This window comes from Tessaracoccus sp. MC1627, assembly GCF_014164725.1.
Taxonomy (GTDB): Bacteria; Actinomycetota; Actinomycetes; order Propionibacteriales; family Propionibacteriaceae; genus Arachnia.
The window spans coordinates 712425-735871 of the sequence record NZ_JACJGA010000001.1; the positions used below are offsets into that span (position 1 = coordinate 712425).

Sequence of the window (23447 nt, forward strand, 5' to 3'; positions counted from 1 at the left end):
GGCCGTGGGCGTGCCACCGAATCCGGAAATCAGGGTTGAGTGTAGTAGACTCAACTCTGAAACCGCTCCTAGGAGACACCCTGATGAACACCGAAAAGCTCACGACGAAGTCCCGCGACGCCGTCACGGCGGCGGCCCGACAGGCCCTCACCCACGGCAACCCGAACACCGAGCCCGTGCACCTGCTGCACGGACTCCTGCTCACCCCCGACAACACCGTCGGCGCGCTGCTCGAAGCGGCCGGGGCCGACCCCGCGCAGGTCGACTCGGCGGCCACCGCGGCCATCGCGAAGCTGCCCTCCACAAGCGGCTCCTCGGTCTCCCAACCGGCGCTGTCCGGTCCGTTCGCGCGCGTCCTGGCGTCTGCCGAGACCCTCGCCGACAGCCTCGGCGACGACTTCGTCGCCACCGAGCACCTGCTGATCGGGCTGGCGATGGTGGCCTCGGATGCCAAGACCATCCTGGACCGCGCCGGCGTCACCACGGACGCACTGCAGGCAAAGTTCGCGGAGCTGCGCGGCGGCAAGCGGGTCACCTCGGCGGAGTCCGAGGGCGGCGAATCCGCGCTGGACAAGTACTCCATCGACCTCACCGAGCGCGCCCGCTCCGGCAAGCTGGACCCGGTCATCGGCCGGGACTCCGAGATCCGACGCGTCGTCCAGGTCCTTGCCCGCCGTACGAAGAACAACCCGGTCCTGATCGGCGAGCCTGGCGTGGGCAAGACCGCCGTCGTCGAGGGCCTCGCGCAGCGGCTCGTGGCCGGAGACGTGCCTGATTCCCTCAAGGGCCGACGTCTGGTCTCGCTGGACCTGGCGTCGATGGTGGCCGGCGCCAAGTATCGCGGCGAGTTCGAGGAGCGGCTCAAGGCCGTCCTCTCCGAGATCCGCGAGGCGGAGGGGCAGATCGTCACCTTCATCGACGAGCTCCACACCGTCGTCGGCGCCGGGGCCTCGGGTGAGGGCGCGATGGATGCCGGCAACATGCTCAAGCCCATGCTGGCCCGCGGCGAGCTGCGGATGATCGGCGCCACCACGCTCGACGAGTACCGCGAGCGGATCGAGAAGGACCCGGCCCTGGAGCGACGCTTCCAGCAGGTCTACGTCGGCGAGCCGTCGGTCGACGACACCGTCGCGATCCTGCGCGGGCTGCGCGAACGCTACGAGGCGCACCACAAGGTGCGGATCACGGACTCGGCGCTGGTGGCCGCGGCCGCGCTGTCTGACCGCTACATCACGTCGCGACAGCTGCCTGACAAGGCCATCGACCTGGTCGACGAGGCCGCTTCGCGGCTGCGGATGGAGATCGATTCCTCCCCGGAGGAGATCGACATGCTGCGCCGCGACGTGGACCGGATGACCATGCAGACCTTCCACCTGGAGAAGGAGGAGGACGAGGCGTCGAAGGAGCGGCTGGCGGCGCTGCGCGCCGAGCTGGCGGACGCGCAGGAGAAGCTGCGCGGACTGGAGGCGCGGTGGGAGTCGGAGAAGAGCGGGCTCAACCGCGTGGGCGACCTCAAGGAACGCATCGACCAGCTCCGGGTCGAGGCGGACAAGGCGCAGCGCGAGGGCGACCTCACCCGCGCCTCGCAGATCCTCTACGGCGACATTCCCACTGTCGAGCGCGAGCTCACCGAGGCCGAGACCGCCGATACCACCGCCCAGATGGTCTCCGACGAGGTGAGTGCCACCGACATCGCCGAGGTGGTCGCGGCCTGGACCGGCATCCCCGTCGGGCGGATGCTGCAGGGCGAGAGCGAGAAGCTGCTCCACATGGAGGAGCGGATCGGGGAGCGCCTGATCGGCCAGGCCCCCGCAGTCAAGGCCGTCTCGGACGCCATCCGGCGCTCCCGCGCCGGCATCTCGGACCCGAACCGGCCCACCGGCTCGTTCCTGTTCCTCGGCCCCACCGGCGTGGGCAAGACGGAGCTCGCGAAGTCGCTCGCGGACTTCCTCTTCGACGACGAGACGGCGCTGGTGCGCATCGACATGAGCGAGTACTCGGAGAAGCACTCCGTGGCCCGCCTCGTCGGCGCCCCTCCCGGCTACATCGGCTATGAGGAGGGCGGCCAGCTCACCGAGGCCGTCCGCCGTCGGCCCTACTCCGTCGTGCTGCTCGACGAGGTGGAGAAGGCGCATCCTGACCTGTTCAACATCCTGCTCCAGGTCCTCGACGACGGCCGCCTCACCGACGGCCAGGGCCGCACGGTGGATTTCCGCAACACGCTGCTGATCATGACCTCCAATCTGGGGTCGCAGTTCATGGCGGACCAGCAGTTGTCGCGGGAGGAGAAGCGCGCCGCGGTGATGGGCGTGGTGCGCCAGGCGTTCCGGCCTGAGTTCCTCAACCGTCTCGACGATGTGGTCCTGTTCGACGCCCTGACCCCCGAAGAGCTGGGCAGGATCGTCGACATCCAGATCTCGAGGCTCAACCGCCGGCTGGAGTCGCGGCGGATCTCGATCGATGTGTCGGAGGCGGCGCAGCAGTGGCTGGGCGACGTGGGCTTCGACCCCGTCTACGGTGCGCGGCCGCTCCGTCGACTGGTGCAGACCACCATCGAGGACCAGCTGGCCCGCGGGCTGCTGTCCGGGGAGATCCACGACGGCCAGACGGTGCGGTTCGACCGGATGGGCGACGGCATCTCGATGGTCTGACCCCGACCGGTTCCGGAGACCTCAGCGGCCGATCTCGCGGCGCAGGGCCTCGACGGTCATCTTCGCGGTGTAGAGGTCCGCTCCGGTCAGCTCCCGGTACCGCTTGATGGCGGTGATGGGGCGGCCGGAGCGGATCTCGTCCAGCAGTTCCTCGCGTTCGTAGAACGTAAGCGGCCGTGGCGGCGCAGCGACCGCCTGCTGGCGCCGCTGCCGCTCCCTGTCCATCGCGGGGGCGATCACGAAGATCCAGATGGCGACGGCGGGGATGAGGAAACCCATCCGGCCGCCTGTCATGGACGTGAGAATGATGGCCAGCACGAAGATCCACCACTGCGTGTACCAGGGTTTGCCGACGCCGTGATGCGGGTGGGCGGCGTGGTGCGGCCGGGCCTCGGCGCCATAGGTGGGTGGTGGGGTGGGCGTGCTCCAGGCGGGGTCGCCGAACGGCATCACCTGCTCGTGCTGCTGGCCGGGCCTGCGCCCGGGGAGGTCCGTGAAGAGAACAGTCAGGTCTCGCAGGGTCCTCGCTTCGAGGGCCTTGGACATCCGCTCGCCGAACTCGTCAGCAGTGAGGCGGCCCTCGGACATGTGCTCCTGGAGCAGCTCGACGGCCTCGTCGCGCTCCTGATCGCCGATCCGCATCTCGTCGTAGGCCATGCTGACAAGGGTACTCCCGGCCACCGGCCAGGCCGTCACACCGGGGTCTCTTCCGAGTCTGACTGTGGAGCCTAGGGAAGCACTGAGCAATGCTGTTCTCGGCGAGGACGTGCCGGGCGGGATGAGATGGCGCCACTACATCTGGTGCGTGTACTTGACGTCCATATCCAGATGGAGGGGTGCCAGATCGCCCGATCCGGTGCACCGCAGCCAGGACATGATTGATCAGTGGTTCCCTAGGGTTGCTCGGCGGGATAGATCGGGTCGTCGTCGGTGTTGGGGTCGAAGAATCCCACCCCGTGCTTCCGGGCCAGGTTCCGGCCGGCCTCCACGGCCTTGCCCACCTCCCCGTCGGGGCAGAGCGCCATCGTGAACGACGGGCCGCACCGGTAGGTGGTGGTGCCGTCGTCGGCGTCAGCCAGCGGACCGTTGACGGGCGGAAAGCTCTCGGCGAAGTCTGAGAACCAGCTGCGCAGCGCGAAGGTGCCGTTCTCCGGATCGTCGAGATCCAGGCCTGCGCCGCCGTAGCCGAGGCCCTCGGTCCAGGCCAGGAACGGCTCGATGTCGCGGGGGACCGAGGCGGGATCGAAGACGAGGATGTCGTAGCTCATGGGTGGACCTCCTTGCGTCGACGATATCGCCGGTGAGCCGGTGGTGGGGCGATTCCTGCACCGTTGGCGGCCCCGAGGCGGGGCGCGGCCGCGGTTCCTCCATCGCCGCATGCCTCCCCGGGATCCACGATCCCCTCCTCACTGGTTTGATGAAGGCATGAACTCCACACTGCGAGACGTCAGACGCGACTACTCCGGCGAGGGCCTCCCCGCAGACCTGGGCTCGTTCGACCCGTGGACCTTCCTGGACTCGTGGATCGCGGATGCGTTGGCCTCCGGGGAGGCTGAGCCGACCGCCATGACGGTGTCCACCGTCGGCCTCGACGGCCGGCCACGCAGCCGGGTCCTGCTGCTGAAGGAGGCATCGCCGTCGGGGCTGGTGTTCTTCTCGCACTACGACTCGCCCAAGGGCGACGAACTGTTCGCGACCCCGTCGGCCGCGATCAACCTGTGGTGGCCCACCCTGATGCGACAGGTCCGCGCAGTGGGCGACGTGGAACGGCTGACTGCCGACGAGAACGAGGAGTACTTCCGGAGCCGGCCGCGGGCCAGCCAGGTGGGGGCTTGGGCGTCGAGGCAGTCGCGGACGTTGGGGTCGCGGGCGGAGCTGGAGGCCAAGGTCGTGGCGGCGCAGGAACGCTTCGCGGGCGTCGATGAGGTGCCGTGCCCCCCGGGGTGGGGCGGCTACCGGGTGAGGATCGACGAGTTCGAGTTCTGGCAGGGCCAGCCGAGCAGGCTGAACGACCGGGTCTCGTGCCGCCTGACCGCCAGTGGATGGGCCGCCAGACGACTCCAACCCTGAGGGCTTGGGCCCGGCCCGCGAAAACGTGCCCGTAGCGGCACCCTCCCTCACCTCACTTGAGCGCGAAGCCCCGCACTGGGGACCATCCTCCGCGGTGGGGGGGCTAAGCGGGCCTGAGCTCGAGCAGGCGTCCCCGGGAACCGTCCTGCACCAGCCAGATCGCCCCGTCCGGTGCCTCCACCACCGCCCTGATGCGGGCACCCATGGGCCAGTTCTCCGCAGGGCTCGCCGCCTCGCCGTCGATGTCCACCCGCACGAGGGCCTCTCCGGACAGCGCGCCGAGGAAGGCGTCGCCCTTCCAGGCGGGGAACAGGTCACCGGTGTAGATCATCAGCGATCCGGGCGAGATGCTCGGCGTCCAGAACGCCTTCGGGGGCTCGAACCCATCGCCGTCGGTGTGGTCGGGGATCTCCCCGCCGCCGTAGTGGGACCCGTTCGAGGCCTCCGGCCAGCCGTAGTTCGCCCCCGCGACGACGAGGTTGAGTTCGTCGCCGCCCTGCGGACCCATCTCCGAGGCCCAGAGCCGACCCTCGTCGTCGACCGCCAACCCCAGCGGGTTGCGGTGGCCGATGCTCCAGAACTGCGCCGCGACACCACCGTCGGTGGCCCACGGGTTGTCTGGCGCAGGGTCGCCGTCGAGGGTGAGTCGCACGATCTTGCCGAGGTTGCCGTCCATGGCCTGGGCAGGGTCGAACTTCTGACGGTCCCCGGAGCTGACGAACAGGTGCTCGTCCTGGATCAGCAGGCGGTGCGAGAAGTGGCCGTCGCCGCCCACCTTCGGGGTCTGCTCCCAGATGGTGTCGAGGGCGGTGAGGGTGGCCGCCTCGACGTCCAGCCGCGCGCGCCCCACGACCGCGCCCGTGCCGCCGTCGCCGCGCTCCACCCAGGAGAGGTAGACGGTGCCGTCGTCGGCGAAGGTGGGGCCGGGGATGAGGTCGCCGAGGCCTCCCTGGCCCGCGGCCACGACGTCGGGGACTCCGCTGACGTCGCGGACCGTGCCGTCGGGGTCGCGGAGTTTGATGGCCCCCCCGCGCTCGGTGATGGCCATCGTGTCGGTGCCGTGGAGGAACGCCAGGGCCCACGGCTCGTCGAACCGCTCGTGCTCCACGACGGCGAACTCGTGCGTCTCCGGAACGGCGCTCTCGGTTGCGGGTGACGTCGCGGAAGCGGTAGGAGCGGCGGCTGAGGGCGTGCCCGGGCTGGGCGCAGACGTGGTAGGGGGTGTCTCGGCCGGGCCCGAACAGGCGGCGAGTCCGGCGAGCGCAAGGGCGGCTGGGGCGAGTCGTCGCATGGCATCGACGCTACCTTCCCCCCTCAAGCCGGCGGCCGGGCAGCGCCGGCACTGCCCCTCGCCGCTCCCGCTGGCAGCGCCCATCCGCTGGCTGAGGAGCGAGGAGCGCAGCGACGAGCCTCGAAGCCTAGGAAACGTGAGCTGACAAGGTCACTTTCTCTAGGCTTCGAGGCCGCTGCGCGGCTCCTCAGCCAGCGGAGGGTGACCGCTGCGCGGCGCCTCAGTCAGCGGGGGGCGGGTGCTGCGCGGCACCTCAGCTAGCGGCCGGGGGAGTCAGGAGCACCTTGATGGCGGTGCGCTGGTCCATCGCGGTGTAGCCCTCGGCTGCCCGATCCAACGGGAGCGTCAGGTCGAAGACCTTGCCAGGATCGATCTCACGCCGCCAGATCAGGTCGATCAGCTGAGGCAGGAACCGACGCACCGGCGCGGGACCGCCGTGCAGGTGGACACCGGAGAAGAACAGGTCCATCCCCGAGAGGCTCACGTCGTGCGTGACGCCCACGTACCCCACATGCCCGCCGGCGCGCGTGGCCTTGATGGCCTGCATCATCGACTCCTGCGTGCCCACCGCCTCGATGGTTGAGTGCGCGCCCAGCCCGCCGGTGAGGTCCTTGATCCGGGCCACGCCCTGGTCGCCGCGCTCCTCGACGATGTCAGTGGCCTCGAACTCGCGGGCCAGCGCCTGGCGATCCGCGTGGCGGCTCATCGCGATGATCCGCTCCGCGCCCAACTGCTTGGCGGCGAGGATGCCGAGGAGCCCCACGGCGCCGTCGCCCACCACCGCGACAGTCTTGCCCGGCCCCGCCTCCGCCGCGACAGCCGCGAACCAGCCCGTCCCCAGCACGTCGGAGGAGGCCAGCAGGGAAGGAACCAGGTCGTCGTCGGGCATGCCGGGCGTGGCGACGAGGGTGCCGTCGGCCAGCGGGACGCGCAGGAACTCGGCCTGGCCCCCCGTCGAGGCCGCAGCCTCGCGCTGCACGCAGTGGGTGTGGTAGCCCGATGCGCAGATCTCGCACGTGTTGTCGGAGGCGAAGAAGGAGCCGACGACGAAGTCGCCCGGCTTGACCGTGCTCACCTCGCTGCCCACCTCCTCGACCACGCCGACGTACTCGTGTCCCATCGGAGTGGGCCCGTCCTGGTGCTCGATGCCGCGGTACGGCCACAGGTCCGAGCCACAGATGCACGACGCGGTGACGCGCAGGATGGCGTCGGTGGGCTTGACGATGGCCGGCCTGTCGCGGTCCTCGACCCGGACGTCGCCCGGCCCGTACATCACAACTCCACGCATGGTGTTCTCCTCATAGTCCTGGGATGCGGACCGTTGCCCGCACTCACCCATCACCCATGAAACCCGCCCCGCGCCCTCCGGGAAAGGGCCTGTCGTGAGGTGTACCAGCAGGGCATCCCTCGGGCGCGACGGGCGGCGTTACCGTGGGTGGGTGGACAACCGAGACGCAGTGCGCGAGTTCCTCACCAGCCGGCGCGCCAAGATCACCCCGCAGCAGGCCGGCGTGCCCGTGTCCGGGCAGCGTCGGGTGCCGGGGCTGCGGCGGAGTGAGGTCGCAACGCTGGCGGGGATGAGCGTCGAGTACTACTCCAAGCTGGAGCGGGGACAGCTGGCGGGGGCGTCGCCGTCGGTGCTGGAGGCGATCGCGCGGGCGCTGCGCCTCGACGAGGCCGAGCGCGAGCACCTCTTCGACCTCGCATCGGCGGCCCAGGGCGGCGGGATGGTGGCGAGGCCGCGTCGTCGCTCCGACAAGCAGTGGACCCCCACCCCCGGGCTGCAATGGATCCTCGACGCGATGCGCGACGCTCCGGCGGCGATCGGGAACGGTCGCGGGGACCTGCTGGCCGCCAACCACCTCGGGAGGGCGCTCTACTCGGACCTGCTCAAGGAGCCGCGGCCCAACTTCGCACGCTTCACCTTCCTCGATGAGGCCGCCCGGCGGTTCTACCCCGACTGGGACTACTTCGCGGACATCACCGTGGCCAACCTGCGCACCGAGGCCGGCCGCGATCCCCGCGACCGACAGCTCCACGAGCTGGTCGGCGAGCTGTCGACGCGCAGCGAGGAGTTCCGCCGACGGTGGAGCGCTCACGACGTCCGCATCCACGCTGCGGGCACCAAGCACTTCCATCATCCGGTGGTGGGCGACCTCACGCTGGCCTACGAGACGGTGGACCTCCGCACGGGCGGGGGAGTGGCGATGACGCTGTATGCGGCCGAGCCAGGGTCGGCCTCTGAACACGCGCTCCAGTTGCTGGCCAGCTGGGCGGCGACGTCGATCCCCATGCCGGACCGGGCCGACGCTTGAGCGTGGTCAGCCGCCGAGACGGATCCAGTGGTCGCCGCGCGCACGCAGCCCCAGGGTGACCGCCCGTGCGCCCATGAACACCCCGCTGAACGACACCCACAGCCAGGTCAGCCCCGCCTCCCCGGCGGGCAGCGACAGCCCGACCAGCGCCACCGGCGCGTAGACCACCAGGGTGATCACGCCGGCGATGGCCAGGTAGCGACCGTCGCCCGCCCCGATCAGCACCCCGTCGAGCAGGTACACGTATCCGGCCAGCGGCAGCGCCACCGCGACGATGACCAGCAACCGGGCCACCAGGGTGCTGACCTCGGCGTCGGGGGAGAAGAACGAGGCCACGGGGTGGCGCAGCAGCACCGCGACCAGCCCGATCACCGCGCCCCCACCGACCGACCACCAGGTCATCAGCCGGGTCGACGAGCGGGCCTCGCGGGCGTCGCCGGCGCCCAGGGCGGTGCCGATGATGGTCTGCCCGGCGATGGCCAGGGCGTCGAGCGCGTAGGCCATCAGCCCCCACACCTGCATGACGATGTGGTGGGCGGCCAGTCCGGCTGCGCCCTGCGCGGCCGCGACGTAGGTGGTGATCAGCAGTGCGATCCGCAGCGTGACGGTGCGCAGCAGCAGTGGGACCCCGACGGCGAGGCTGCCCATCATCTCCGCCCACGACGGCCGCAGCCGGGCCCCGGCGCGACGGGCCTGCACCGCTACCAGGGCAGCCGCCGTCGTCCCCAGGGCCACCTCGGCGAGCGCGGTGCCGAGCGCGGCGCCGGCGATCCCCATCCCCGCGCCGAACACCAGCGCCACGTTGAGGACCAGGTTGAGGACCGCGCTGCCGATGGACAGCACCAGCGGCGTGCGGGCGTCCGCGAGGCCGCGGAAGGTGCCTGTCGCGGCGAGCATCACCAGCATTCCGGGCAGCCCGGGGATGGACCAGCGCAGGTAGGTGACCGCCTGGGTGTGGATGTCGCCGGTGGCGCCGAGCGCGGAGGCCAACCACGGGGCCGTTGCCCACACCGCGGCGCCTACGCTCAGACCGATCAACCCCGCCAGCCACATCGCCTGCACACCGAGCCCGATGCCGTGGGACCGCTGGCCGGCGCCGATCTGCCGGGCGACCACCGCCGTCGACCCGTAGGCCAGGAAGATCATCAGACCGGTGACGGTGGTGAGGAGGCCCGAGCCGATGCCGAGACCCGCCAGGGGGACGGTCCCGAGCGTGCCGACGATCCACGTGTCGGCCAGCATCATGAGCGGTTGCGCGACCAGGGCGGCGAACGCGGGCACGGCGAGGGCGAGGATGCGGCGGGAGAGGCTCATGGCGTGCGGGAGTCTACGCGGGCTAGGCTCCCCTCGTGGACCGCCTCATCCCTGACCGCGACACGCCGGGCGCCTTCTGGGTGCGGTTCGGCCTGACCTCGCAATCGTGGGTGAATCCGGCCCGACCGGACTTCCTGGCCTTCGAATACGTCCAGCACATCGCGATGGTTCTGGACCACACCGTCCTCGGCGCCCCCGTCGACCGCCGGCTCCGCATCGTCCACCTGGGCGGCGCGGGCATGTCCATTCCCCGGTGGGTCGCCTGGCGCCGGCCGGGCACGGCCCAGGTGGTGTGCGAGCCGGACGCGGAGCTCACCGAGGAGGTCCGCCGCAAGCTCCCGCTGTCCCCGCGCTCAGGGATCAAGGTCCGCGACATCGACGGCCGCGCGGGCCTGCGGGCCATGCCGGACGCCTGGGCCGACGTGATCATCGTCGACGCGTTCGACGGCGCCCAGGTGCCCGGCGAGCTCGCCACCGTCGAGTGCCTGGACGAGCTCCGTCGGGTGGCCCGCAACGAGGCCGTGGTGATCTACAACGTCACTGACCGCGCGCCGTTCGCCTGGGGTAAGCGACTGGCCGGCGGGCTCGCGGAGCGCTGGCCGCACCTGTTCCTGGGCGCGGAACCGGTGGTTCACAAGGGGAAACGCTTCGGCAACGTGGTCCTGGTGGGAAGCGATGCGCGCCCGAACCTCGCCGGGATCGAGCGCGAGTCCCGGAGGGTGAGCGTCGGCTACCGCTGGATCACCGGCCGCGACGCCAAGGCGTGGCCGGGAGGCGCGCAGCCCTTCGTCGACGGCGAGGCCGAGCCCTCGCCGGGACCTGCGGGTCGCGGGTGGTAGGCGCGCCGTGATCCTCCACCTGGTTCGGCACGGGCAGTCCACCTGGAACCTGGAGCGCCGCCTCCAAGGGCAGCGGATGGACGTGCCGCTCACAGCACTCGGCCGGGCACAGGCCGACGGCGCCGCCCTCGCCCTCGCCGATGCCCCGCTGACCGCCGTCGTCACCTCGGACCAGCTCCGCGCGCTCCAGACGGCTGAGGCCATCGCCACCCGTCGTGGGGTCCCGACTCACCAGACGCCGCTCCTGCGAGAGCAGGCACTCGGTGCGCTGGAGGGCCTGACCTACGACGAGCTCACAGCCGAACCGGTCCCGGACGGCCAGCACATCAGCGAGATCCGATGGGGTGGGGGCGAGTCGGTCCGCGACGTGCACGCCCGGCTCACCACCTTCGTCGCCACCCTCCGCGACACCCACGCCCCAGGCGCCGAACTCGCCGTCGTCTCCCACGGCGACACCCTGCGGATCCTGCTTGCGGTGCTTGAGGGTCGCGGCCATCGGGAGGTGGAGTGGGTGGAGTTCGCCAACGGGCAGATCCTCACCCGCACCCTCTGAGGCGCGTGGTCAGAAGGCCGGGTCGCGGCGCTGCAGCCACAGCTGTGCCCGCGTCGCCGCCCGGCTGACCGGCCGCGACCACCACGCCGCGCCCCGCAGCGCCGCGCTGGCGGCGTTGAAGCCCGCGCCACCGTGAACGCCTCCGCCGGGGTGGGTGCCGGCCGAGGCCAGGTAGAGCCCGTCGAGGTGCGTGACCGGCCCGCCCAGGCCGGCCACCGGACGCCACGGCCCCTGTTGGAACAGCTGCGAGGTGCCCGCCCCGAGGGCGCCGTCGACGAGGTTGGGGTTGGCGGCCGCGAGATCCTGCGGAGTCTGGACCCAGCGACCCTGCTCGAGGTCGCGCCACCCGGGCGCCAGCTCGTCGAACATCGACTCGACGGTGCCCAGCGACCGCGCCACCCCGACGGCCCCCGTCACGGGCAGGTGCGTGTAGGCCCACAGCGACTCCGTGCCCGACGGCGAACGCGACGGGTCCGCCGTGGTCATCTGCCCCACCAGGGCGAACGCCCGGTCCGGGACCTCCCCGGCCGCGATGTCGGCGTGCCAGCGCACCAGCTCCCGCGACGATAACCCCGCGTGCACGACGGCGGCCTCCCGCGCCCGCGACGCCCGCCACGGCATGGCCCCGCCCAACAGCAGGTTCACCTTCAGCGTCGGTGGGTCCCACGCGAACCGCTCCAGCCGTCTGAGCAGACCTCCTGGGACAGAGCCGGCCGGTAGCAGCGCGCGGTACAGCGCCGTGGCGGACACGTCCGCGACCACCGCGCGCCGCGCCCCCACCGTCGTCCCGTCCGCCAGCCGCACCCCGACCGCCCGCCCTCCGCTGACCGAGATCCCGACGACGGGGGAGGCCAGCTCCACCGCCGCCCCCGCCGAGGCTGCCCGCGACACCAACGCCCCAGCCAACGCCCCAGAGCCGCCGCGAGGCACCGGGAAGCCGACGTCCTGGGCGAGCATCGCCAGGAGGAACCCCATCAGGCCGCTGACCGGCGCCAGTGGGGAAGCATCCGCGTGCATGGCGTTGCCGGCGAGGAGGTCGCGGGCGCGGTTCCCCCCGAACCGCTCCTGCCCCATCCGGTCCGACGGCAGGAGAGCGAAGCGCGCGAAGTCCAGCAACCCCGCAGCCCCCAGCGCCCCGGCCAGCCGGGCCCCGCCGCCCACCGGCGGCCAGCCGCGCAGCAGCGCGTCCAGCAGCGGGTCCCTCACCCGCCGCCAGCCCGAGACGAGCCTCAGCCACGCCTCGCCATCGCCGGGGTGGTCCTCCTCCAGCGCGGCCGCGGTCTCCTCGGGCGTGGCCTCGATGGCGGAGCCCAGAGCGTCGTGGGAGGAGGAGACGTGCACCACGGCCGGGCGCCGGTCCGCCCACTCGAGCCCGTGGCGCTCCAATTCCAGCGCCCGCAGCACGGGAGAGGCCTTCCCCAGCGGGTAGCAGGAGGAGAACTCGTCGACGACGAACCCGTCGATCTCCCGATGTGCGACGGCGCCTCCAGCCTTGGACCGCCCGTCGAGGACGAGGATGTCCCAGCCGGCGTCGGCTAGCAGGGTGGCCGCGACCAGCCCGTTGTGGCCCGCCCCGATGACCACCGCGTCGACCACCCGTTCACCCATGCCCCGAATCCTATGTACGCGGCAAGGCGGGAGTGCCTGCCGTCGTAGGCTCGGAGGAGCGACGAGAGGAGCCGCGACCGTGATCGATCTCCCACCCATCACCTGGCAGGCGGTGCTGACCGGCCTGATTGTGCTGCTCGTCGGAGTGGGGGTCGGTTTCGTGGCGAGGCTCGTCGTGCAGCGGTTCCTCGCCTGGCGGGGCCGCAGCGAGAGCTCCACCCGCGTATTCTCCGGGCTGGCGCAGGGCGTGATCGTCGTGCTCTCCGCCGCGGCCGCGATCACCGTGGTGTTCCCCAGCGTGAAGCCCGTCGATGTCCTGGGTGGCATCACCATCGTCTCCCTGGCGGCCGGCATCGCGTTCCAGACCGTGCTGGGCAACATGTTCGCCGGCATCGTGATCCTGGCTCGGGACAGGTTCCGCGTCGGCGACCAGATCTCTGTGCTCGACCACTCCGGAACGGTCAGCGAAATGGGTCTGTCCCACACCGCCCTGCGCACGTTCGACGGCCGGCTGGTCCTGATTCCCAACTCATCCCTGCACTCGGAGATCGTCACAGTCCAGACGGGATATGAGCGTGTCCGCTCGACGGTGACCGTGGACCTCGACGACGCCACAGACCTGACCCATGCGCGGCTTGTGGCATTGGAGGCGATGCGGGAGATCCCGTCGATCCTCTCGGAGCCGGCGCCTGAGGCCCTACTGCGCGAGATCGGTACGGCCACGGTCAAGATGGATCTCCGCTTCTGGTCCGGGGCCCGCCAGTTGGAGACCCGCACCGCGCAGGACGCAGTGATCCAGCACGTGGTGGAGGCCTTCAGGCAGCACAGCGTGAAGTCCGGCGACGACGTCGTGACGGTCAAGCTCGTCGACGGCGGCCGCGCGACTGACTCAGTGCAGTGAGCCCCCTGGGTAGGAGCCCGGCGTGCGGTCACTGTTCCTCCAGAACCGCTCTCGCCCCCCTGTGGCCCCCGAGGACCGTTCTGGAGGAACAACTGCCGCAGACCTGTCCGTAGACTCGACCCTTGTGGACGCACTGAAGCCGCCGCGACGAGGCGGAACCCTCCCCCTCGTCATCGCCGTCGCGCTCATTGTCCTCATCCTTGTCACGCTCGGCGCCACCAGCCCGCGGCCTCCGCTGGTCGAGGTACTCCCCAAACCCACACCCACCGCGACACTCGGGCCCGAGGTCCCCCTCCCCAGCCTCAACCCGCTGCCGTCGCAGTCTCCGGTGTATCCCATGCCGGACGTGGAGCCTCTGGTGCTGCCGGGGTGGGCCGACGATGTGGTCCGGATCCTTGCCGCCGTCGCACTCCTCGCGCTGATCGGGACCTTCCTCTACCGCCTGTCCGGTGAGCTGATCAGGACCGAGCGTCGGCACGCTGCCGAACCTACCGGCGCCGAGTCCGAGATCCCGGAGATCGACGACGAGGAACTGGTCGAGGCGCTGGACGAGACGGTCGAGGAGCTCCGTCTGGGCATGGCCGTCGACGGCGCCGTCATCGCGTGCTGGCGGCGGCTCGAGCAGGCCGCGGTCTCGTCGGGCATCTTCAGGAAGCCCGCGCAGACGTCTCAGGAGTTCACCGTCGAGGTGCTGAGCCGGGCGGTGGTGGACGCCGCGGCCCTCGAGGAACTCGCCGAGTTGTATCGCCAGGCGATGTTCTCCACCCACGAGCTCACGGACGCCCACCGCGACCGTGCCGTCTCCGCCCTCGAGGCCCTCAGCGCGCAGCTCAGCGGGAGGGCAGCGCCGTGACGGCCGCGTGGAGCCTCATCGCCCGGCTCGCCGTCGGGATCGGCGTCGCCTCGCTGTTCATCCTGATCGACGACGTAGCCTATCTCCGAGTCGAGCCCACCCTTGCGCTCGTCGCCGGAATGGTGGCGGCCGCGGCGTCGTGGGCCGTCAACCAGGTCCTGCCCGCCTCGGACCAGCCGGAGTGGAAGCAGCCGTCCTGGCACACCCGCTCCCCGCACTTCCAGGCCGACATCCGCACCCGCCGCCTCGCCTCGGTCCTCGCCCACGCGCAGCCGGGCCGGGGCTTCGACTCCCGGCGCGTCGCCCGCCAACTCACCGAGCTCACCGTGAGGCGCCTGGTCACCTCCGGGCGCATCGATCGACCCGCCCGCGGCGCCGACCCCCTCGACGGCGCCGACGCCCACCTTTCGCCCGCGCTGCTGACCTACCTCCGCAGCGCGGAGGCCGAGCACCCCCAGGTGCTCAACCGCAAGACCTTGCACGCCCACCTCAAGGAGATCGATTCGCTATGAGCACCCCCGCCGCGCTCACCCAGGCCCAGGCCACCTCGCTCGTGCAGCAGGTGCTCGACGCCGTCGACACCGCCCTCGTGGGGAAGCGCGACCAGATGACCCTGGTGCTGGCGGGTGTGCTGGCCGGCGGCCACGTGCTGCTCGAGGACCTGCCGGGCTTGGGCAAGACGTTGGCGGCGCGCTCCCTGGCGCAGGCGCTCGGCCTGGAGTTCACCCGCGCCCAGTTCACCCCGGACCTGCTTCCCGCCGACCTCACCGGCTCCTACATCTTCGACCAGCACACGTCCGAGTTCAGCTTCCGCGAGGGCCCCATCTTCACCGGCCTGCTCCTGGCCGACGAGATCAACCGGACACCGCCCAAGACCCAGTCCGCGCTGCTGGAGGCGATGCAGGAGCGGCAGGTCACCGTCGAGGGGCACACGTTCGTGCTGCCGCGACCCTTCCACGTGCTGGCCACCGCGAACCCGATCGAGCACGAGGGCACCTACCCGCTGCCTGAGGCTCAGCTCGACCGGTTCCTGCTGCGGCTGGCCTTCGGGTATCCGTCGCTCGACGAGGAGTGGGATGTGCTCTCCCGGCGGATGGGGCGACGGCGGGAGGAGATCGTGGTCGACGCCGTCCTCGACCCTGCCGGGCTGCTCGCCGTGCAGGACTGCGTCGAGAACATCCACGTGGCGGAGTCCGTGGGCCGCTACGCCATCGATCTGGTCCGCGCCACGCGCGAGCATCAGGACACGATGGTGGGGGCGTCGCCGCGCGGGTCGCTGTCGCTGCTGCTGTGCTCGCGGGCGCTGGCGCTGATCGAGGGCCGCGATTTCGTCATCCCGGAGGACATCAAGCGCCTCGCCGTGCCCGCGCTCGGGCACCGGATCGTGATCCGGCCCGAGCTGTGGCTCAACAACGTGGCGCCGGAATCCATCGTGCGGGCGGTCCTGGACGTGGTGCCGGTGCCGGACGCGGAGAGCCTCTGATGCAGGTCACGCACACCCCCGCGTTGCTGCGGTCCCTCGGGGTCGCGGCTGCGCTGGGCGTGCTCGCGATCGTCGCGCAGCGGGCCGACGTCGCGGTCCTGATCGCCCCCTTCGTCGTCCACCTGGCGTGGGCGTGGGCGGTCCGACGGCGTGGTGAACCCGAAGTGGAGGTGAGGCCGAAGGCGGTGGTGGTGCCCGAGGGGGAGTCGGTGCCGCTGGTGACCCGCGCGTCGCAGGCGTGGCCGTCGTCCCTTGTCACGCTGCAGTGGCCCGTCCGGCCGGGGATCGCGGTGGAGCCCGACGCCGGCACGGTGCTGGATGCGGTGGCGCGCGAGGGCTCGAGTGTCGCGGTGCAGCCGGAGCGCTGGGGCCGCTACGACGTGGGCCCCGGCTCGGTGTCCGTGGCGGACCTGGGCGGGAGCTGGCGCGCCTCGGCCGCGCTGGCCCGCGTGCAGATCACCGTGCGGCCGGCGTCCTCGACGCTGGAGGGCGGCAGCGGGGTGGCCCATCCGATCGGCATCGTCGGCATGCACCGCTCTCGGCATCGCGGCGACGGCAGCGACCTCGCCGATGTGCGCGAGTTCCGCCCCGGGGACAGGCTGAGGCGGATCAATTGGCGGGTGACGTCGCGGCTGGGGAAGGTGCACGTCAACTCGACGCTGACCGAGCGCGACACGGACGTCCTCATCGTCGTCGACACCCTCCTCGACGTGGTCCCCGCGGATCCGACGGCGCCCACGAGCCTGGATGCGACGGTGCGCGCGGTCGCGGCGATCTCCCGCCACTACGTCGGCTTCGGGGACCGCGTGGCGGTCCACGACCTCGGCCGACGGATCGGCCATGTCCGCTCCGGCACCGGGCCCCGCCAGGCGAGGGTGGTGCTCAACGTGCTGTCGCGGGCGAATCGCAGCGTGCCGGACTGGGACATGCTGCGGCCCGTCGGCACGGTGACCAGCGGGATGCTGGTGTTCTTCTGCTCGCCGCTGCTGGAGCGGGAGTCGCAGGACGAACTGGTGCGGCTCCGCAGACTCGGTGCGGAGGTGATCGCGGTGGACACGCTGCCGGAGGGGATCGGGCGGTTCGAGGACATCGGGGCTTTCCGCCGCGACACCTTCCTCGGCGAGGCCTGGATGATGCGCCGGATGGAGCGCGACGACGCCATCGAGCGGCTGCGCGACATCGGCATCCCGGTGACTCCGTGGCGTGGGACGAGCAGCCTGGCGAGCGTGCTGCTCTCGATGGAGGCGGCGCGCTCCGCCCCGAGGCGGGTGCTCGGCCGATGAGGGACCTCGCCGAACTGGTCGCCGCGTGGATCTACGCGCTGCGGATCACCAGTGGTCAGCAGTGGGTGCTGCGGATGGTGGTCCTCGCGTCGGGCCTGTCCACCGCGGCCCTGTGCGCGGTGTGGTTCCCGACGGTGGTCTCGTCCGCCCTGTTTGCGGTCGCGGTGCTGATGGCGTTCGCGTCGGTGGTGCGCCCGGACTCCGCGGCACCGCTGGGGCTGGTCGCCGTCGTCGCCCTGTCGTGGCTGTCCGGGGGCGCGGGCTCGTCGTGGTGGGAGTGGCTGGCGGTGGCCGGCCTGGTGGCCGTGTTCCACCTGAGCGTCGCCTTCGCCGCGGCCGCGCCGTCGTACGCGACGATCACCGGCCGCGCGGCTCACCGGATGGTGCGAGGGCTGGCGTGTTTCGTGGGCGTGAGTGTCGCGGTGGGGGCCGGAGTGATCGTCCTGACCGCCCTGCCCGACGATGCGCTCGGGCTCTGGTGGGTGGTCGCGGGGTCGCTCGCCCTGGCCTCGGCGACGGTGGGTCTGGTGGCCGCGCTCAGACGCCCCGGCTAGGGGCTCAAAGGCGCTGTTTGAGCGCTTACCTACGGTAGCGTAACCTTGTAGGTAATGACTCTTCAGGGCGCCACCGGCGCCCCGCCTCAGGCGCACAGCTCGGTGGTCAAGCGCGTGCTGAGACAGGCCCGCTCGGGGGCCCGGAAGGTGGCCGAGGCGCTCGCCACGCCACTGCTCCCCGAGGACTTCCTTGACCTGATCGACCCGCTGCGCTCCGGCGCGGACCTGCGCGGCCGCGTCGTGGCAGTCCGCCCCGAGACCGCCAGCGCCACCACGGTGGTCATCAGGCCGGGGCGCGGGTGGCGCACCCACAGGCCCGGCCAGTACACCCGCATCGGCGTGGACGTCGACGGGGTCCGCCAGTGGCGCGCCTACTCCATCACCAGCCCGGTCAACGACGCGGGCACCATAACGCTGACCATCCGGGCCATCGCTGAGGGCAAGGTCAGCAACTACGTCAAGGCGCACCTCAGGCCCGGGGCCGTGATCCTGCTGGACCAGGCCACGGGAGACTTCGTCCTCCCCAGCCAGGTGCCGGACGCCGTGCTGTTCCTCACCGCCGGCAGCGGGATCACCCCCGTCATGGGGATGCTGCGCAACTCGCCGCTGCCGCGGGACGTGGTGGTGGTCCACTCCGCGCCCACCCCCGAGGAGATGCTGTTCCGCACGGAACTCCGGGCGCTCGCCGACGCGGGTCGGATCCGGCTGATCACCCGCTTCACCAGGGCGGCGGGCGTGCTGCCCGTGACCGAGCTCGACTCCGTCGTCCCGGATTGGCGCACCCGGCACACCTGGGCCTGCGGCCCCACCGCCCTGCTCGACGACGCCGAGGCACACTGGGCCGACGCCGGCCTGGCCGACCACCTGCACACCGAGCGGTTCCGCCCCCGGATCCACGCCGTCGGCGAGGGCGGGGAGATCACCTTCACACGCTCAGGAATCACCACCGCGGCCGACGCCTCCACCACCCTGCTCGACGCGGGCGAGGAAGCCGGCGTGCTGATGCCGTCGGGCTGCCGGATGGGCATCTGCTTCAACTGCGTCGTCCCCATGACCGAGGGCAGTGTCCGCGACCTCCGCACGGGGGACCTGACCACCGCCAACCCCGATGACCCCGTCATCATCCAGACCTGTGTGTCGGCTGCGGCCGGTCCATGCCATCTCCGAATCTGAAGGCCTCACCATGACCGAGACAGTCCAGAACCGCCCGAACCGCATCACCACCTCCCGCCCGCAGGAACGAGCCGAGATCTCGGCCAGCGGCAAGCACAATCCCATCGCCCACCTCAGCCCCGAGGACATCGAGGACATCGGTCGCGAGCTTGACGCCATCCGCGACGAGATCATGGCCAGCCGCGGATCCGACGACGCCGCCTACATCCGGCGTGTGATCAGGACCCAGCGCTCCCTGGAGCTGGCCAGCCGCGTCGTGCTGCTGTTCTCCAGGTTCCCGCCCGCGTTCGTCCTCGGCACCACGGGGCTGACGGTGGCCAAGATCATCGAGAACACCGAGATCGGGCACAACATCCTCCACGGCCAGTGGGATTGGATGCGCGACGAGAAGATCCACTCCAGCACGTGGGAGTGGGACTTCGCCTCGCCCGCCGAGCAGTGGAAGAAGTCCCACAACGTCGAGCACCACACCTACACCAACGTCGTGGGCATGGACAACGACCTCGGCTACAACGTGCTGCGCGTGGACCCGGACCAGGAGTGGAAGCTGCTGCACCTGTTCCAGCCGGTGACCAACTTCTTCACGGCGCTGTTCTTCGAGTACGGCATCGCGGCCTACGACCTCGACATCAAGGGCTGGAGCGAGGGGACCAAGGACAAGCAGGTGTTCCGGGAGGACCTGAAGAAGGTCTTCGCCAAGATCCGCACCCAGATGACCAAGGACTACCTGGTGCACCCGCTGCTGTCGGGGCCCTCCGCGCTGTCGACGCTGATGGCCAACGCGATCGCCAACACCGCCCGCAACGTGTGGACGCACTCGGTGATCTTCTGCGGCCACTTCCCCGAGGGCGTGGAGACGTTCGAGACGGAGTCCATCGAGGGCGAGACGCGGGGCGAGTGGTACGTGCGGCAGATGCTCGGGTCGGCCAATATCTCGGGCAGCAAGCTCATGCACATCATGACCGGGCACCTGTCGCACCAGGTGGAGCACCACCTGTTCCCCGACATGCCCAGCAACCGCTATGCCGAGATCTCCCCGAGGGTCCAGGCGCTCATGCAGCGCTATCACCTGCGCTACGTCACCGGGCCGCTGCCCAAGCAGGTGGCCTCCGCGTGGGGCAAGGTGTTCAGGTACTCGCTGCCCAACAAGAAGCCGGGCACGAGCCAGTGGGCCGAGGTGGCCTCGGCCGCGCGCGCGGCCGTCGGCGACGTGGTGGATTCCACCCGTGGAATGTGGCGGCGCCCGCGGCAGGTGGCCATCGGCGCCATGGCGTAGGAGCACACTCCTCGCGCTAGCCTGAGCGCACGATGATCCTTGCGCTCCTTGTCTCGCTGTTCGCCGGTCTGGCCACCTCCATCGGCGGGCTTCTGGTGGTGCGCCGCAAGACGTTGGGGCGTCGGTTCCTGGCCGTCGCGCTGGCGTTCGCAGCAGGCGCCATGCTGATGATCTCCTTCATGCAGATCCTGCCGCTGGGCATCCAATGGATGGCGGAGACCTACTCGCTGGCCACGGCCGAGGCGCTTGTCTTCGCCGCGTTCTTCGTCGGCATCCTCCTTGTCCTGGCCATCGACCGGCTGCTCCCCGCCTCGCTGAACCCGAGCGAGATCGAGGGCCGCGAGGCGGCCATGGGGTCCAAGGACGCGGCGCGCAACACTCGCCTGCTCCGGAGCGGCCTCCTCGTAGGGCTGGTGCTGGGGCTGCACAACTTCCCCGAGGGCATGGCCACGTTCTTCAGCACCTACCAGGACCCGAAGATCGGCCTGACGCTCGCCGTCGCCGTCGCGATCCACAACGTGCCGGAGGGCATCGCTGTCGCGGCGCCGGTCTATGCGGCGACGGGGTCGCGGGGCAAGGCCTTCTGGTGGGCCACCGTCTCCGGGTTGACGGAGCCCATCGGCGCCTTGGTGGCCGCGGCTCTGATCAGCTGGGTGGTACCGGAGTCCGTGCTGGGACTGTTCTACGGGCTGGTGGCCGGGATGATGGTGTTCCTTGCGCTGGACGAGATGCTGCAGGCGTCGTGGCGCTACCAGACGGACAAGCACCAGACCATCTACGGCATGCTGGCCGGGATGGCGATCGTCGCCGCGAGCCTCGTCCTGTTCTCTGCGGCCTGAGGGACACGGGGCCCCGGCCGCCCGTCCCCGCTGGCTGAGGTGCCGCGCAGCGGCCTCGAAGCCTATGAAACGTGAGCTGACAAGGAGCGTTTCTTAGGCTTCGAGGCTCGTCGCTTCGCTCCTCGCGCCTCAGCAAGCGGGAGGGGGCTCGTCGCTCCTTGCGCCTCAGCCAGCGGGAGGGGGCTCGTCGCTCCTCGCGCCTCAGCCAGCGGGAGGGGCTCGTCGCTCCGCTCATCGCGCCTCAGCCAGCGGGAGAGGCGAGGTGATCGGGATCCAGATCGATGCGACGCAGCAGCTGTGCGTTCAGCGCCACGATGATCGTCGACAACGACATCAGCACCGCCCCCACCGCCGGGGACAGCACCACCCCGATGGGCGCCAGCACGCCGGCGGCCAGCGGCACCGCGACGATGTTGTAGCCCGCCGCCCACACCAGGTTCTGGATCATCTTGCGGTAACTCGCCCGCGACAGGTCGATCATGGACAGCACCGCCCGTGGGTCGTTGCCCGCCAGCACCACGCCGGCCGACTCCATCGCCACGTCCGTCCCCGCCCCGATCGCGATCCCTACCTCGGCGCGGGCCAGGGCGGGGGCGTCGTTGACGCCGTCGCCCACCATCGCCACGGTCAGCCCGCGACCCTGCAGCTCGGTCACCTTGGTGTCCTTGTCCTGCGGCAGCACCTCGGCGAACACCTCGTCGATGCCCAGCTCGGCGCCGACGGCCTCGGCGACCTGCCGTGCGTCGCCGGTGACCATCGCCACCCGCACGCCGCGATCCTGCAGCGCCCTGACCGCAGCCTTCGACTCCGCGCGGACCTTGTCCTCGACGGCGACCGCCCCGATCACCTCACCGTCGCGGATGACGTGCAGCACGCCGGCTCCCCGCCCGGTCCACGAGTCAGTCGGCCCCGTGAGAGCCGACGGCGTCTCCAGCCCCAGCTCGCGCAGCAGGGTGGGCCCGCCCACCTGGATCGTCGAGCCGTCGACGGTGGCCCGCACCCCGCGGCCGGTGGACGCAGAGAAGTCCGTCCCGCGCCGTCGGATGCCCGAAGCCTCCGGGTGCTCGGCGGCCGCCGCGACGATCGCCCGCGCGACGGGGTGCTCGCTGTCCGCCTCGGCCGCCGCCGCCAGCGACAGCAGCTCGGCCTCGGACACCCCAACCGCCGCGACACCCGTCACCGCGTGCGCGCCCTCCGTCAGCGTGCCGGTCTTGTCGAACAGCACCACATCGATGGTGCGCATCCGCTCAAGCGCCATCCGGTCCTTGATCAGCACGCCGTTCTTGGCCGCGCGCTCGGTGGAGATCGCGATGACAAGGGGGATCGCCAGGCCCAGTGCGTGGGGGCAGGCGATGACCAGCACGGTGACGGTCCGCACCACGGCCTGGTCGGGGCTGCCGAGCAGGGTCCACGCGATGGCTGTCAGGATCCCCGCGCCGAGCGCGAACCAGAACAGCAGCGCGGCGGCTCTGTCCGCCAGGGCCTGGGCCCGCGACGACGAGGCCTGCGCGTCGGCCACCATCCTCTGGATCCCGGCCAGGGCCGTGTCGTCGCCGGTGGCCTCGACCCGTACCCGCACCGTGTTGTCCGTGGCGACGGTGCCGGCGACGACGCGCTCGCCCTCGCCGCGCGCCACCGGCTGCGACTCCCCGGTGATCATCGACTCGTCGAACTCGGCCGCGCCGTCGACGATCGTCCCGTCCGCGGGCACCCGGGCGCCGGCCCGGACGAGCACCACGTCGTCGACCGCCAGCTCCGAGATCGGGACGACGACCGTCCCGTCGTCGGTCACCCGCTCCGCCTCGCTTGGCAGCAGTTCTGCCAGCGCGTCGAGAGCCGAGGAGGCGGCGCCGAGCGCCCGCATCTCCATCCAGTGGCCGAGCAGCATGATGGTCACCAGCAGCGCCAGCTCCCACCAGAAGTCGAGCTCGAAGCCGCCGATGCCGAGCGTGGTGACCCACGAGGCCACGAACGCGACGGTGATGGCCAGCGAGATGAGCAGCATCATCCCCGGCTGTCGGGTCTTCAGCTCACGCCACCCGCCCTTGAGGAACGGCACCCCGCCGTAGGCGAAGATCACCGTGCCCAGGATCGGCGCGATCCATGTGGAGCCGGGGAATTCCGGCAGGTGGTACCCGAGCAGGTGCGCCACCATCGGGCTGAAGACCACCACCGGGATGGTCAGCACCAGGGATGCCCAGAAGCGGTTCTTGAACATCGCCGTCGAGTGTCCGGCGTGCTCCCCGTGGGAGTGGACCTGCTTATCGTCTGCCCCGGAGTGGGCGGCGCCGTGGGGCATCGCCTGCCCGTGGGTGCCGTGGCCGGCGCGGTTGTCGTCGACCGCCATGCCGCCGTGGTCCGCGTGGCCCGCGTGCGGGTCGGGGGAGGGGTGATGGTTCTGGTGCTCTGACTGCTCCATGTCTCAGTTATATACCCCCAGGGGG

General features: G+C 71.1%; 21 protein-coding genes. 14 read left to right on the plus strand and 7 right to left on the minus strand.

Features of this window, described 5'->3' with window-relative positions:
• The first annotated feature begins 83 nt into the window (after positions 1-83).
• Complete coding sequence (clpB, locus tag H5399_RS03145; RefSeq protein WP_182781547.1) at positions 84-2651, plus strand: ATP-dependent chaperone ClpB; 2568 nt, start codon at positions 84-86, stop codon at positions 2649-2651.
• A gap of 21 nt (positions 2652-2672) precedes the next feature.
• Here clpB and H5399_RS03150 read toward each other — a convergent pair whose 3' ends face one another.
• Complete coding sequence (locus H5399_RS03150) at positions 2673-3308, minus strand: DUF1707 domain-containing protein (protein WP_182781548.1); 636 nt, start codon at positions 3306-3308, stop codon at positions 2673-2675.
• Between the two features lie 236 nt (positions 3309-3544).
• On the minus strand, positions 3545-3919 hold the full coding sequence (locus H5399_RS03155) for a hypothetical protein (protein ID WP_182781549.1): 375 nt from the start codon (positions 3917-3919) through the stop codon (positions 3545-3547).
• A 157-nt stretch (positions 3920-4076) separates the two neighbouring features.
• On the opposite strand from H5399_RS03155, the gene pdxH reads away from it, so the two are divergent.
• Positions 4077-4721, plus strand: coding sequence for a pyridoxamine 5'-phosphate oxidase (pdxH, locus tag H5399_RS03160; RefSeq protein WP_182781550.1), 645 nt, complete (start codon positions 4077-4079; stop codon positions 4719-4721).
• A gap of 103 nt (positions 4722-4824) precedes the next feature.
• Here pdxH and H5399_RS03165 read toward each other — a convergent pair whose 3' ends face one another.
• Entirely contained in the window at positions 4825-6012 is a 1188-nt protein-coding gene (locus H5399_RS03165; protein WP_182781551.1) for a PQQ-dependent sugar dehydrogenase, read from the minus strand.
• A gap of 253 nt (positions 6013-6265) precedes the next feature.
• Positions 6266-7300, minus strand: a complete 1035-nt coding sequence (locus tag H5399_RS03170; protein WP_182781552.1) for a zinc-dependent alcohol dehydrogenase family protein — start codon at positions 7298-7300, stop codon at positions 6266-6268.
• Between the two features lie 151 nt (positions 7301-7451).
• Here H5399_RS03170 and H5399_RS03175 point away from each other — a divergent pair, with 151 nt between their 5' ends.
• Complete coding sequence (locus tag H5399_RS03175; protein WP_182781553.1) at positions 7452-8327, plus strand: helix-turn-helix domain-containing protein; 876 nt, start codon at positions 7452-7454, stop codon at positions 8325-8327.
• Between the two features lie 6 nt (positions 8328-8333).
• Here the strand turns inward: H5399_RS03175 and H5399_RS03180 are convergent, their stop codons facing one another.
• Positions 8334-9641, minus strand: coding sequence for an MATE family efflux transporter (locus tag H5399_RS03180; protein WP_182781554.1), 1308 nt, complete (start codon positions 9639-9641; stop codon positions 8334-8336).
• A 35-nt stretch (positions 9642-9676) separates the two neighbouring features.
• Between H5399_RS03180 and H5399_RS03185 the strand changes: the two genes are divergently transcribed.
• Together H5399_RS03185 and H5399_RS03190 are read left to right on the plus strand one after the other, a co-directional pair.
• Positions 9677-10480, plus strand: coding sequence for a fused MFS/spermidine synthase (locus H5399_RS03185; RefSeq protein ID WP_182781555.1), 804 nt, complete (start codon positions 9677-9679; stop codon positions 10478-10480).
• 7 nt (positions 10481-10487) lie between these two features.
• The gene (locus H5399_RS03190; protein WP_182781556.1) at positions 10488-11033 is read left to right on the plus strand and encodes a histidine phosphatase family protein; all 546 of its coding nucleotides are present in this window, start codon (positions 10488-10490) and stop codon (positions 11031-11033) included.
• A gap of 9 nt (positions 11034-11042) precedes the next feature.
• Here H5399_RS03190 and H5399_RS03195 read toward each other — a convergent pair whose 3' ends face one another.
• A complete protein-coding gene (locus H5399_RS03195) occupies positions 11043-12641 on the minus strand; it encodes an NAD(P)/FAD-dependent oxidoreductase (RefSeq protein ID WP_182781557.1) in 1599 nt (532 codons plus the stop codon).
• Positions 12642-12720: 79 nt separating this feature from the next.
• Between H5399_RS03195 and H5399_RS03200 the strand changes: the two genes are divergently transcribed.
• The 9 genes from H5399_RS03200 to zupT all read left to right on the plus strand — a co-directional run bounded on the left by H5399_RS03200 (position 12721) and on the right by zupT (position 21003).
• Entirely contained in the window at positions 12721-13542 is an 822-nt protein-coding gene (locus H5399_RS03200; protein WP_220490742.1) for a mechanosensitive ion channel domain-containing protein, read from the plus strand.
• A gap of 124 nt (positions 13543-13666) precedes the next feature.
• A complete protein-coding gene (locus H5399_RS03205; protein WP_182781559.1) occupies positions 13667-14395 on the plus strand; it encodes a DUF4129 domain-containing protein in 729 nt (242 codons plus the stop codon).
• A complete protein-coding gene (locus tag H5399_RS03210; protein ID WP_182781560.1) occupies positions 14392-14907 on the plus strand; it encodes a hypothetical protein in 516 nt (171 codons plus the stop codon). The genes H5399_RS03205 and H5399_RS03210 overlap by 4 nt, the downstream gene beginning before the upstream one ends.
• On the plus strand, positions 14904-15878 hold the full coding sequence (locus tag H5399_RS03215) for a MoxR family ATPase (RefSeq protein WP_182781561.1): 975 nt from the start codon (positions 14904-14906) through the stop codon (positions 15876-15878). The genes H5399_RS03210 and H5399_RS03215 overlap by 4 nt, the downstream gene beginning before the upstream one ends.
• Positions 15878-17161 carry a DUF58 domain-containing protein gene (locus H5399_RS03220; protein ID WP_182781562.1) on the plus strand — a complete coding sequence of 428 codons (1284 nt, stop codon included), beginning with the start codon at positions 15878-15880 and terminating at the stop codon, positions 17159-17161. The genes H5399_RS03215 and H5399_RS03220 overlap by 1 nt, the downstream gene beginning before the upstream one ends.
• Positions 17158-17715, plus strand: coding sequence for a hypothetical protein (locus H5399_RS03225; protein ID WP_182781563.1), 558 nt, complete (start codon positions 17158-17160; stop codon positions 17713-17715). Before H5399_RS03220 ends, H5399_RS03225 begins: the two co-directional genes overlap by 4 nt.
• Before the next feature lie 54 nt (positions 17716-17769).
• The gene (locus H5399_RS03230; protein ID WP_182781564.1) at positions 17770-18888 is read left to right on the plus strand and encodes a ferredoxin reductase; all 1119 of its coding nucleotides are present in this window, start codon (positions 17770-17772) and stop codon (positions 18886-18888) included.
• A gap of 10 nt (positions 18889-18898) precedes the next feature.
• Entirely contained in the window at positions 18899-20164 is a 1266-nt protein-coding gene (locus H5399_RS03235; RefSeq protein ID WP_182781565.1) for an acyl-CoA desaturase, read from the plus strand.
• 32 nt (positions 20165-20196) lie between these two features.
• Positions 20197-21003 (plus strand): zinc transporter ZupT, encoded by an 807-nt coding sequence (gene zupT / locus H5399_RS03240; protein WP_182781566.1) that lies wholly within the window; start codon positions 20197-20199, stop codon positions 21001-21003.
• A 241-nt stretch (positions 21004-21244) separates the two neighbouring features.
• Here zupT and H5399_RS03245 read toward each other — a convergent pair whose 3' ends face one another.
• Positions 21245-23422: a copper-translocating P-type ATPase gene (locus H5399_RS03245; protein ID WP_182781567.1), complete on the minus strand. Its 2178-nt coding sequence runs from the start codon at positions 23420-23422 to the stop codon at positions 21245-21247.
• Positions 23423-23447: the final 25 nt, after the last annotated feature.